The organism is Dechloromonas sp. ZS-1 (genome assembly GCF_039649255.1).
In the GTDB taxonomy this organism is placed as follows: Bacteria; Pseudomonadota; Gammaproteobacteria; order Burkholderiales; family Rhodocyclaceae; genus Azonexus.
This window is the reverse complement of sequence record NZ_JBDIYD010000005.1, coordinates 110,397-122,890: the sequence shown is the minus strand read 5'-3', so window position 1 is coordinate 122,890 and position 12,494 is coordinate 110,397. Positions and strand designations below refer to the sequence as shown.

Annotated in this window: 8 protein-coding genes; 7 read left to right on the top strand and 1 reads right to left on the bottom strand. The window is 64.7% G+C overall.

The window, feature by feature from the left end; translation table 11 throughout:
- Positions 1-441: 441 nt before the first annotated feature.
- Complete coding sequence (glnE, locus tag AACO21_RS09165) at positions 442-3,153, bottom strand: bifunctional [glutamate--ammonia ligase]-adenylyl-L-tyrosine phosphorylase/[glutamate--ammonia-ligase] adenylyltransferase (RefSeq protein ID WP_346192216.1); 2,712 nt, start codon at positions 3,151-3,153, stop codon at positions 442-444.
- Positions 3,154-3,253: 100 nt separating this feature from the next.
- Between glnE and AACO21_RS09160 the strand changes: the two genes are divergently transcribed.
- From AACO21_RS09160 to AACO21_RS09130, 7 genes are all read left to right on the top strand, one after another.
- Positions 3,254-7,126 carry a YhdP family protein gene (locus AACO21_RS09160; RefSeq protein WP_346192215.1) on the top strand — a complete coding sequence of 1,291 codons (3,873 nt, stop codon included), beginning with the start codon at positions 3,254-3,256 and terminating at the stop codon, positions 7,124-7,126.
- A complete protein-coding gene (locus tag AACO21_RS09155) occupies positions 7,123-7,938 on the top strand; it encodes a carbon-nitrogen hydrolase family protein (RefSeq protein ID WP_346192214.1) in 816 nt (271 codons plus the stop codon). Before AACO21_RS09160 ends, AACO21_RS09155 begins: the two co-directional genes overlap by 4 nt.
- A 9-nt stretch (positions 7,939-7,947) precedes the next feature.
- On the top strand, positions 7,948-9,393 hold the full coding sequence (tldD, locus tag AACO21_RS09150) for a metalloprotease TldD (protein ID WP_346192213.1): 1,446 nt from the start codon (positions 7,948-7,950) through the stop codon (positions 9,391-9,393).
- A gap of 57 nt (positions 9,394-9,450) precedes the next feature.
- Positions 9,451-10,044, top strand: coding sequence for a c-type cytochrome (locus AACO21_RS09145; protein ID WP_346192212.1), 594 nt, complete (start codon positions 9,451-9,453; stop codon positions 10,042-10,044).
- A gap of 72 nt (positions 10,045-10,116) precedes the next feature.
- A complete protein-coding gene (locus AACO21_RS09140) occupies positions 10,117-10,896 on the top strand; it encodes a type IV pili methyl-accepting chemotaxis transducer N-terminal domain-containing protein (RefSeq protein WP_346192211.1) in 780 nt (259 codons plus the stop codon).
- Between the two features lie 231 nt (positions 10,897-11,127).
- Positions 11,128-12,198 (top strand): 3-deoxy-7-phosphoheptulonate synthase AroG, encoded by a 1,071-nt coding sequence (gene aroG / locus AACO21_RS09135; protein WP_346192210.1) that lies wholly within the window; start codon positions 11,128-11,130, stop codon positions 12,196-12,198.
- Positions 12,199-12,202: 4 nt separating this feature from the next.
- Entirely contained in the window at positions 12,203-12,460 is a 258-nt protein-coding gene (locus AACO21_RS09130; RefSeq protein WP_346192209.1) for a hypothetical protein, read from the top strand.
- The last annotated feature ends 34 nt before the right edge of the window (positions 12,461-12,494 follow it).

Here is a 12,494-nt window from a genome sequence, read left to right as displayed (position 1 = left end):
GGCAAAGTGCGCGGCTGACGGCGTGGGGGCCGTGCCGGATTGAGGGGGCGCTGGCGCGTCGTAGTCCTCCGCCGCAGGCGGATGCAGGAGGTGCTTGAGGGCCGAGCCGACCCGCGTCAGATTGGTGCTCAGATGGTCGACCAGACTATCGAGCGAGGTGCGGTGTCCTGCGTCAGGGGCGCGCTTGCTGGGCTTGTTCTTGCGATTCACTACGATTCACGGCGGCGAGCACGGTGCTGGCTGGCATCAGGCAGGCGTTTGCTCGCGTTGAAAAGGGCTGGATTCTATACGAACGGGGCTGCGGGCGAGGGGCTTTATCGGCAACGGACACCGGGTGTTTGGACGGATGCCGCCGCATCCGCCCCATTCAGTGCGCCGCGCATGGAGGGGGCGGCTTGAGCACGGCGCCGCCGCCGAAGCGGTGCGACGCCGCTGTTGGGCTCAGCTGAGCTTGAAAACGCCTTGCCAGAGCCGGTCGACCGCCGCGATGTGCGGCTCCAGCGGCTCGCGGGCGACGCGGGCCTTGGGACGGTCGGACAGGCGCTTTTCGTGCTGCAGGCGACGGTATTCGCGGTAGGCATCGCCGACGGCCTTGCCGGCGGCGGGGTCGATCAGGCCGAGTTCACCGGCGATCCGCAGCAGGGCGATGTTGCCCAGGTTGCCGGTGAGCTCGGCATGCGCGTGGGCGTAGCCGAGGACCAGGTACTGGACGATGAATTCGACATCGATGATGCCGCCCCGGTCATGCTTCAGGTCGAACTCGATTTCGCTGTTCGAAGCGTGGGCGTCGAGCATCTTCTGACGCATGGCGAGGACTTCATCGCGCAGCGTGGCGAGGTCGCGCTGCTGGCGCAGGATTTCGATGCGGATGGCTTCGAAGCGCTCGCCCACAGCGGGGTCGCCGGCGCAGAAGCGGGCGCGGGTCAGGGCCTGGTGCTCCCAGACCCAGGCGTGCTTGAGCTGGTAGTCGCGGAAGGCATCGACGCTGACGGCGATGAGGCCGGAGTCGCCGTTCGGGCGCAGGCGCAGGTCGGTCTCGAAGAGGATGCCGGCCGAGGTCTGGCTGGAGAGCCAGGTGTTCAGGCGCTGGCCGAGGCGGCTGTAGTTTTCCTCGGCATCCATGTCGTTGTCGGCATAGAGGTACACCATGTCGAGGTCCGAGGCGTAGCCGAGTTCCTTGCCGCCCATCTTGCCGTAGCCGATGACGGCGAATTTCGGTTGTTCGCAGTGGCGCTTTCTGACGGTCGACCAGACCAGGGGCAGGGTTTCCTGGACGATGGTGTCGGCCAGCTCGGTGAGGTGGTCCGAGAGCTTTTCCACCGTTTGCAGGCCGGCCAGATCCTGGGCGAGCAGACGGAAGACCTGGGCGTGGTGCATTTCGCGCAGGAGGTCCATCTCGCGCTCGGTGTCGCCGGCATGGTCGGCCAGCGTGCGGCGCAGGTGTTCGCGGAAGCCGGTCCAATCAGTGGCGCTCTCGTAGAGGCGCGGGTCGAGCAGTTCGTCGAGGAGCAGCGGGTGGCGGTTCAGGTATTCGGCGGCCCAGGTCGAGGCGCCGATCATGTCGGCCACCCGGCGCAGGGCCATCGGGTATTGCTGCAGCAGGGCAAGGTAGGCGCCACGCCGGGCAATGTTCTCCAGAAAGGCGAGGCCGCGCGTGAAGGTGGTGTCCGGGTCGGGCGTGCCGCCGGTGGCTTCGATCAGACGCGGGCCCACGGCGTCCAGGCGGCTGCGGTTGCTGGCCGGGAGCTGCTGGTAGCGGCTGGCTCCGCGAAACTCGGCCAGGCGGGCGATGGCATCGGCCGGGCGGCGATAGCCCAGGTTGCCGAAGGCTTCGATGGCCGTATCGTCGTCCAGCTGGCCCAGCCAGAGGCCGGTCAGCGGGTGCTCGCCGGCTTCCGGATCGGAGAAGACCGCTTCAAAGTGCTGGCTGACCTTGTGCCGGTGGCTGTCGAGCACGGCGAGCATGGCCGGCCAGTCGGGGAAATCCATGCTGCGGGCGATTCTGGCCTGTTCGGCAGCGTCGACCGGCAGCATGTGCGTTTGCTTGTCGTCGGCGAACTGCAGGCGGTGTTCGAGGCGGCGCAGGAACACGTAGGCTTCGCGCAGCTCCTGTTCCGTTTCGGCCGGGATCAGCTGGCGTTCGACGAGCAGGGCGAGCACAGCCAGGGTCGGGCGGATTTGCAGCGCGCTGTCGCGGCCGCCGCGAATGAGCTGGAAGACCTGGGCCATGAATTCGATTTCGCGGATACCGCCGGGGCCGAGCTTGATGTGGTCGGCCATGTCCTTGCGCGCCACTTCGCGGCGGATCTGCGCGTGCAGGTCGCGCATCGCGTTGATCGCACCGAAATCGAGGTATTTGCGGAAGACGAAGGGGCGGGCGATGCGTTGCAGGCTGGTCATCCATTCCTGCATGGCCTCGCCCTCGGCGTTGGCGCCGCTGTTCATGATGCGCGCCTTGATCCAGGCGTAGCGCTCCCACTCGCGACCCTGGGTGATGAAATAGGTTTCCAGCGCATCGAGCGAGCAGACGAGCGGCCCGGAGTCACCGTTCGGACGCAGGCGCATGTCGACGCGGAAGACCTGGCCGTCGCCGGTGATGTCGCCGAGTGCCTGGATCACGCGCTTGCCCAGACGGTTGAAGAAATCGTAGTTCTCGATCGATTTGCGGCCGTTGGTATCGCCTTCTTCCGGGTAAATGAAGATGTAATCGACGTCGGACGAGACGTTGAGCTCGCGCCCGCCCAGCTTGCCCATGCCCACCACCATCAGGCGTACCGGCCGGCCTTGGCGGTCAAGCGGTTCGCCATAGGTTTCTGTGAGCTGGCGATGGAAGTAGTCGAGGGCGAAGTTGGTCGTCACATCGGCGAGCCGGGTCATGCCTTCGACGATCTCGGCGAGCGGCGCGAGACCGCACAGGTCGCGGATGGCCAGCTGGGCCATGGCGAATTGCCGGACATGGCGCAGGGCGCGGCGGATCGACTCGTCATCCGGGGCGGCGGCCTGCAGCGGCGCGAGCAGCATGGCCTCGCTCAGGGGCTGTTCCCAGGCAGCGGCTAGTTCGGGGATCAGGGCCGGGCGGGCCTGAAGCAGCTGGGCGAGGTAGCGGCTGTGTTCGAGCGCCGGTTGCCAGCGCGGATTGAGTGTCGTGTCCATGATTGTGCAGGCGGCCACAGGGCCGGGAAGGTAGAATGTCGTTTTGCAGAATAGTCGATTCTAGTGATCAATTCCCCCTTATGGCAAAGTGGTTTGACAAGTGACTGAACGTCAGACGACCGCCGACCTCCGTCATGCCCTGTATTACCGTCTGCGCGGCTTGCGCCGGCCGGCGGTTGCGCGCACCTTGCGCGTGCTGTGCTGGATCGGGTTTGCCGGCTGGCTGAGCTTTGTCATGTTGCTCCTTGCCCTGCGCTATGTGGTTCTCCCCGGCGTCTCGGGCTACAAGGGCGAGATCGAGTCGATGGCCTCGCAGGCCATCGGTCAGCCGGTACGCATCGGGCAGATCACGGCCCGCTGGCAGGGCTTGAATCCGGATCTCATCCTGGATGAGGTGCAACTGCTGGATCGCCAGGGCTTGGCCGCGTTTTCCCTGAAAAGGGTGGAAAGCGTCCTGTCCTGGGAGAGCCTGTTTCGCCTGCAACCCATTTTGTCCCTGCTCGCGCTGGAGGGGCCGGTCCTGCATGTGCGCCGTGATCCCAATGGCCGATTGAGCGTGGCGGGTCTGGCGGCGGAAGGTGAGAGCGACCCCGCCTTGCTCGACTGGGTGCTGGCCCAGCATCGCATCCGCATCCGCGATGCCCGCATCGTCTGGGAGGACCGGTTCCGGCAGGCGCCGCCGCTGGCCCTCTCCGACCTGCATTTCGCGCTCGACAACCATGGCCGACGCCATCGTTTCGGCCTCACCGCCACGCCGCCGGCCGATCTGGCTGCACGGATCGAACTGCGCGGCGAAGTGAAGGGCGATCTCAACGAGGTGCTCGATGATCTTGCCGGCAAAGTCTATGTCGAGCTCGATTACGCCGATCTGGCCGGTTGGCGGGCCTGGGTTGATTATCCGGTCAATCTGCCGCAAGGCCGTGGTGCCGTGCGTGTCTGGGGCAATCTGGCCGAGGGGCAGCGCGGGCAGGTGACGGCCGATCTCGCGCTGGAGGCGGTGCGCGTGCGGCTCGGCGAAAAATTGCCGGAACTCGATCTGGCCAGCCTGCTCGGTCGCCTGGAGGGGAAATATCAGCCGGGGCAATGGAGTGTGGCCGCGCGCAAGCTGGAACTCCTGACGCGTGACGGTACGCGTGTGGCCCCCACCGATTTTCAGGTGGAGTGGCGTGACAACGCCCAGACGGGGGAAGTCTCCGGCAATGTGGCTGCTTCTTTCCTGGACCTTGGCGTCCTGGCCGGTCTGTCGGCCTATCTGCCGCTGGATGCCCGAAGCCGGGGCTTGCTGGCTGATTTTCGGCCGCAGGGGCGGATTACGGAATTGCGTGCGAGCTGGGGCCTGCAGGGCGAACAGCTGAAACGCTATGCCCTGAAGGCCGGTTTTGCCGGGCTGGGGATTGAAGCCAATGGCTATGTGCCGGGTGCCAGCGGGCTGGCCGGCAAAATCGACTTCACCGACAAGGGGGGCGATCTGACGCTGGATGCGGGGCAGTCAGGACTCGCCCTGCCGGCGGTCTTTCCCGAGCCGGACATCGAGCTCGACAGCCTGAAAGCCTGGCTGACCTGGAAAAATGCCCCGGAGGCCATTGATCTGCGCCTGGAGCGCCTGAGTTTCGCCGGCCCGGAAGCGGCCGGTGGGGCGCGTGGGACTTATCGCTATATCGGCAGCGGGCCGGGTGAAATTGACCTCACGGCGACGGTCGACCGTGCCGATGGTCGTGCGGTCTGGCGCTACATGCCGCATGCCGTGAATGCCGATGCGCGCAACTGGATTCGCCGTGGCATCACGGCGGGCAAGGGCTACGACGGCCGCCTGGTGCTCAAGGGCAACCTCAAGGACTTCCCCTTCCGCGAACCGGGGACCGGCAAGTTTCTGGTGACGGCCAAGGCCACCGGGGCCAGGGTCGATTACGCCGAAGGCTGGCCGTTGATCGACAATATCGATGCCGACATGAGCTTCGGCATCGGCATGAAGATCCAGGCGCAGCGCGGGCGGATACTGGGGGCGGAACTCGGCGATGTGAGTGTCGACATTCCCGATTTCGAGTCGCATGACGAGATGTTGCTGGTGCGGGGCAAGGCCCAGGGGCCGACCGCCGAGTTCCTGCGTTTCATCGACCAGAGCCCGGTCGGCGACAAGATCGACCGCTTTACCGAAGGCATGAAGGCCGTCGGCGACGGTCGACTCGATCTGGAGCTCGATTTGCCGCTGCGCCGCTTGGCACAGAGCAAGGTGCGGGGCGAGTACCACTTCCGCAACAACCAATTGCAGCCGGTGGATGCCTTGCCGCCGCTGACGCAGGTGAATGGCCGTCTGCTCATCACGGAAAATTCGGTGGCGGGCAATGACCTGGCCGGACGTGCCTTTGGCGGGCCGTTCAAGGTTCAGGTGCGCAACCAGGGCGGCAAGGTGGGGATTTCGGCCCACGGCCATGCGCAGATTGCCGAGGTCAGCAAACATTTTGCCTGGCCGCTGATGAATCATCTGAGCGGAGCGACCGACTGGAAAGCCGAGATCGGCATTCGCAAGCGGACGGTCGACCTGCTGGTGGAGTCCAATTTGCTCGGCGTCAGTTCGCCTTTGCCGGAGCCCCTGAATAAATCGGCCACCACCGCCTGGCCGCTGCGTATCGAGCGCAGTACGCCGGATGCACAGCGCGAGCAGTACCGGATCAGCCTGGGCAAGGTGGCCCAGGGGCTGGTGGTGCGCCGCCAGGATGTCTGGGAACGGGGTGTCTTTGCCGTGGGCGATCCTGATCTCCGCCCGCCGGAGCGCGGCCTGGCCATCCGTGTCAGTGCCCCGGTGCTCGATGCCGATGCCTGGCGTCATTACCTGCCGGAGGGCAGTGCCGGTAGCACCTCCGGGGCGGCGGCCGAAGGCGGGCTGGCCCTGGCTTCGGTCAGTCTGAAAACGCCCAGCCTGCGCCTGATGGGGCGAGAGCACAGCCAGGTCGATATTGCCTTGCGTCCGCGTGAAGGCGGCTGGCTGATCGGCCTCGCCATGCGCGAAGCGCAAGGTGAATTGCTCTGGCGCAGTGCCGGCGAAGGTGCGGTCGAGGGGACGCTGAAGCGTCTGTATCTGAAAACGCCGGAAACCGGATCGGGCGGCACCGGCTCGTCGCTGGTCGATAGCCTGCCGGGCATGAATCTGGTGGTCGAGGATTTCCGGGTCGGCGAACGGGCCTTGGGGCGTCTCGAAATCAAGGCGCGCAACGATAAATCGACCTGGTTGCTGGATCAGTTCAGTCTGGCCAACCCGGATGGAGAATTGAAGGGGAAGGGCAGCTGGCAGAGCGGGGCCCGGCCGCTGACCCGCCTGAATTTCGATCTCGGCAGCCGGAATCTGGGCGGGCTGCTGGAGCGTCTGGGCTATGGCGAGGTCGTGCGGCGGGGGAGCGGTGCGCTGAATGGCGAATTGCAGTGGAACGGTCCGCTGACGGATATCCATTACCCGAGCCTGACCGGACAGATGACGGTGCATGCGGAAAAAGGCCAGTTCAGCAAGCTGGAACCCGGTGTCGGCAAACTGCTCGGCCTGATCTCCCTGCAGTCGATTCCGCGGCGTCTGACCCTCGATTTCCGCGATATCTTCAGCGATGGTCTGGCCTTTGACAGCATCGACGGCAAGCTGGCGGTCCGTCGGGGCGTGATGCGCACCACCGAGCCCCTGAAAATCAGCGGTCCGGCTGCGCAGGTCGAGATCAGCGGCGAAAGTGACCTGAAGGCGGAAACGCAGTCCCTGCAGGTGGTGGTGCGTCCGGAAGTGGGCGGGCTGGCTGCCGTGGGCGCGGCGGCAATGGCGCATCCGGTGGTCGGTGCGGCTGCGCTGGTCGCCAATACGGTGCTGCAGCGGCCGCTCAATCATTTGTTCAGCTATCGTTACCAGATCACCGGTACCTGGAGCAATCCGCAGGTCGATAAGGCGGGCGAGAGCAAGGCGGGTGAAGCGAAGTCCGTGGAGAAACAGGGAGAATGACGGTGCCCAAACAATCTGCCCGCATGGCGGCGATTCAGATGATTTCCGGTCCGCGGGTGGCGGACAACCTGGCTGTGGCCGGACGGTTGATCGCCGAGGCCGTCGATCAGGGCGCGCAACTCATCGGTCTGCCCGAATATTTCCCGATCATCGGCGCCGCCGATGCCGACCGTGTGCGCGCCCGCGAGACCTTTGGCAGCGGCCCGGTGCAGGACTGGCTGGCCGAGACGGCGGCGCGGCATGGTGTCTGGATACTGGCCGGGTCCATCCCGCTGGCGGCCAGCGTGCCGGACAAGATGCGCAACAGCACCCTGGTCTTCGATGCGGCCGGTCAATGCGTGCAGCGCTACGACAAGATTCACCTCTTCGGCTTTCAGAAAGGCGAAGAGACCTACGACGAATCCGCCTTCATCGAGGCCGGGCAGGATGCGGCGACGGTCGACACCCCGTTTGGACGCATTGCCCTGTCGATCTGCTACGACCTGCGCTTTCCCGAGTTGTACCGCAGCCTTGGGCCGGTGGATCTGATCTTCATGCCGGCGGCGTTTACCGAAACCACCGGGCGGGCCCACTGGGAAATCCTGCTGCGCGCCCGCGCCATCGAGAACCAGTGCTACCTGATGGCGGTCGGACAAGGCGGTGTGCATGAGAATGGCCGTCAGACGCACGGTAACAGCATGATCATCGACCCCTGGGGCGAGATGCTTGATCGTAAATTGAAAGGGCGGGGCGTTGTCATGGCCGATCTCGATCACGCCCGTATTGCCGATATTCGCGCCAGCCTGCCGGCTTTGGCGCACCGAACACGTTAAGGACACACCATGTCGCATGCCAACGCGCTTGCTCAAGCCGAAGCCCTCCTGCTCAGCCCCTTCGCGCTGACCGAGGCGGATCTCTCCCGGACCTTCGGGCAGATCCTCACGCATCAGGTCGATTACGCCGACCTCTATTTCCAGTATTCCCGCTCGGAAGCCTGGAGCCTCGATGAAGGCATCGTCAAGGCGGGCAGTTTCAACATCGACCAGGGCGTTGGCGTGCGCGCCGTGTCCGGCGAGAAGACTGCCTTTGCCTATTCTGACGATATCAGCAGCCGCGCCCTGGGCGATGCCGCTGCGGCCGTACGCGCCATTGCCGCTGCCGGCCAGAACGGCAAATTGCCGGTCCTGAAGGCGTCGACCGCCGGACATGCCCTTTACCTGCCGAACGATCCGCTCGCTTCTTTGCCGGCCGAGGCCAAGGTGAAACTGCTGGAGCGCCTGGAAGGTTTCGCCCGTGCCGTCGATCCGCGCGTCGTGCAGGTCATGGCTTCGCTGGCCGGCGAGTACGAAGTAGTGCTGGTCGCCGGTTCGGACGGCCGGCTGGCGGCGGATGTCCGCCCGCTGGTGCGCTGCTCGGTCTCTGTCATCATCGAGGAGAAGGGCAAGCGCGAGCAGGGTTCCTCCGGCGGCGGCGGGCGCTTCGATTTCGGCTACTTCGACGACGAGGTGCTGCAACGCTATGCCAAGGAGGCCGTGCATCAGGCGGCCGTGAACCTGCACGCCGAGCCGGCGCCGGCCGGCCAGATGACGGTGGTGCTCGGTGCCGGCTGGCCCGGCATCCTGCTGCATGAAGCCGTGGGGCACGGTCTGGAGGGCGACTTCAACCGCAAGGGCAGCTCGGCTTTCAGCGGCCGGCTCGGCCAGCGCGTGGCCGCCAAGGGCGTCACCGTGATCGACGACGGCACCATTGCGGATCGCCGCGGCTCGCTCAACATCGACGACGAGGGCAACCCGACCCAGCGTACCGTGCTGATCGAGGATGGCATCCTCAAGGGCTACATGCAGGACAGCCTCAACGCCCGCCTGATGGGCGTGGCACCGACCGGCAACGGGCGTCGTGAATCCTTCGCCCACCTGCCCCTGCCGCGCATGACCAACACCATGATGCTGGCCGGCGAGCACGATCCGCAGGCCATTCTTGGCTCGGTCAAGAAAGGCATCTATGCTGCCAACTTTGGCGGCGGCCAGGTCGATATCACCAGCGGCAAGTTCGTTTTCTCGATGAGCGAGGCCTATCTGATCGAAGACGGCAAGGTGACGCGCCCGATCAAGGGCGCCACCCTGATCGGCAACGGCCCGGATGCGCTGACCCGCGTCTCGATGATTGGCAACGACCTCAAGCTCGATCCGGGCGTCGGCACCTGCGGCAAGGATGGGCAGAGTGTGCCGGTGGGCGTGGGGCAGCCGACGCTGCGCATTGATGGACTGACCGTGGGGGGTACGGCATAATCACTAATCCATTTTGCCTAGTGATGTGTCGTGCGATTCCTTTTTCCGGCGTTACTGTTGTGGGGCTGTGTTGGGCTGGCCCAGGCGCAAACTTCCATTCAGGAGCGCCTGAAGGCCATCCAGGCTGATCCGGTCGCCCTCAAGGCGGCGGTCGACGCCGGGCGCAAGGCCAGTTTCTTCTGCGCCAACTGCCATGGCGAAGAAGGGATCAGCAAGCAAGGCGATGTGCCGAATCTGGCCGGGCAAAATCCGGCCTACCTGCTCGAGCAGATCCGCAAGTTCGGCAGCGGCGAGCGCAAGGATGCCTTCATGCAAGGCCTGATCAAGGTGCTGAAAGACGAAGAGCGCCTTCAGATTGCCCTGTTCTATGCGGCTAATCCGGTGCCGCCGGTCCGTACTGACGCCACGCTGGCCGCACGCGGCAAGGTGCTGTTCGACAAACTGTGCGTGCGCTGCCATGGCGAGCAGGCGCGCGGCCACGAAACCTATCCCCGCCTGGCCGGCCAGAAGGCCGCCTACCTGCAAACGACGATCATCCGTTATCGCGACGGCACGGGGATTCGCAACAATCAGCTCATGAGCATTGCTACGTCCACGCTGAAAAATGAGGACGTGCAGGCGGTCGCCGCCTACCTCGCCCAGCTCCCCTGAGCGCGCTTGATCCGCATCATGGCCCCGGGTTTGCTAGGGGGGTGGCGTCATGTTTTTTTCGGCCCCTCGATCATGCGACGCTTTTCCCGTGCCTTGTGCCTCGTCCTGCTCTGTCTCTCCGCCGGGGCTGAGGCCCAGATTGCCGACCTGAATGCCGCCATCAACAAGGCGGGCCGCGAACGCATGTTGTCGCAGCGGATGGCCAAAGCTTACTTTCAGCTGGGCCAGCAGGTCGATGGCGAGCGTTCCCGGCGCGTGCTGGATCAATCGGTCGCCGTCTTCGACCGCCAGTTGGTTGAGTTGAAAAACTACGCGCCGACCCCGGAAATCAAGGATACCTACCTGAAACTGGAGAAAGCCTGGCTGGCCTACAAGGACGCCTTGTTGGGCAGCGCCCCGTCGCAGCAGCAAGGGCGCCAGGTCTTGCAGTTGTCGGAGCAGGTGCTGGGGCTCGCGCATCAAGGGACGGTGCAACTGGAAAAACACGCGGGGAGTACCACTGGGCATCTGCTCAACCTGGCCGGCCGGCAACGCATGCTCTCGCAGCGCATGGCGAAGTTTTACCAGGCCCAATCCTGGGGCATCGGTGACACTTCTGGTGCAGCGGAGCTCGACAAGGCACGTCGCGAGTTCGCCGGCAGCCTGCAGGAGCTCTCGGCCGCACCGGCCATGACGCCCGCGATCCGCGATGGCCTGGAACTGGTCCGTCAGCAGTGGTTCTTCTTCGACAACGCGCTCAATCAAAAAGGCAGTGCCGACCGGCGTGCGCAGGCGGCGGTGGCCACGACCAGCGAACGTATCCTGGAAGAGATGGAAAGCGTGGTCAATCAGATCGAGAAGCTCGGCAAGTAAGGGATGCACCGGGATGCCGGTGCAAATGTGCCCGTTTGCTGCCGTTGACCGTCTGACAAGCCCCTGAATCGGAATGGCCGACGCGGGGCAGCGTCTATTTTTTCCCCGTGTCTGCGGTGCTTGCCCGCGTTTTGGCGGGTGAGAGGTCGAATTCTTCGATGTGCATCCGGTAGAATGTTGGGTTTTAGGCAATATTGACTTGGGGTGGCCATGTCGCCGCACAGCACGCAAATGAGCAAACCGAATACCGATGATGTCCGCATCCGGGAAATCAAGGAACTGGTGCCGCCGGCCCACGTTTTCCGGGAATATCCGTTGTCCAACCGCGCGGCGCAGACCACCTACGCCGCCCGTCAGGCCATTCACCGTGTCCTGCATGGTGCCGATGACCGCCTGCTGGTCGTGATCGGGCCCTGCTCGATCCACGATTACGACGCCGCGATGGAGTACGCCAAGAAGCTCTCGCGCGAAGCCGAAAAGTATCGTGACGATCTCATCGTCGTGATGCGCGTGTATTTCGAAAAGCCGCGTACCACGGTGGGCTGGAAGGGCCTGATCAACGATCCGCGCCTGGACAACACCTTCCGCATCAATGAAGGCATTCGCCTGGCCCGTCGCATCCTGCTCGAAATCAACGAGATGGATCTGCCCTGCGCCACGGAATTCCTCGACACCATCACCCCGCAATACACCGCCGACCTGATCGCCTGGGGCGCCATCGGTGCACGCACCACCGAGTCGCAGGTGCACCGCGAGCTGGCCTCCGGACTGTCCTGTCCGGTCGGTTTCAAGAACGGGACCGATGGCAACATGCGGATTGCGGTCGACGCCATTCGTTCGGCCAATTCGCCGCACCATTTCCTGTCCGTGACCAAGAACGGCCATACCGCCATCGTCTCGACGATGGGCAACGAGGATTGCCACGTCATCCTGCGTGGCGGCAAGGAGCCGAACTTCGATGCGCCGAGCGTTGAGGCAGCGAGTGCCGAAATCGCCAAGGCCGGTCTCGCGGCCCGCCTCATGGTCGATTTCTCGCACGGCAACAGCCGCAAGCAGTTCAAGCTGCAGATGGAAGTGTCCGACAGCGTGGCCGCGCAGATTGCCGCCGGCGAAGAGCGCATCATGGGTGTCATGGTCGAATCCCATCTGGTCGAAGGCCGTCAGGACCTCTCCCCGGAAAAGCCGCTGACCTACGGTCAGAGCATCACCGACGCCTGCATCAACTGGGAGGACAGCCTGACGGTGCTCGACCAGCTGGCTGCCGCTGTGCGTGCCCGCCGCGTGGCGGAAGCCTCGGCTTAAACGCATGCCGCGTTCAGGATCAGGGCCGGCTTCATGCCCGGCCCTTTTTCTTGCCTTCGCCGCCAGCCTGCTCGGCGGCTGTGTCCTCTGGCCGACCTGGCACTGGGCCAAGGCCGGTGCGAGCGATGCAGACTACGCGCGTGACGAGCTGACATGCAAGCAATTGGTCTACACCACGGCGGATGGCATGGTGACCCAGGCCCAGGTCCGTCGCATGCACCTTTGCCTCGAAAGCAAGGGGTGGCATAAGGCCGAGGATTAGGCGATCTGCCTGCTCCGCTGAGTGCGTGCTGCAT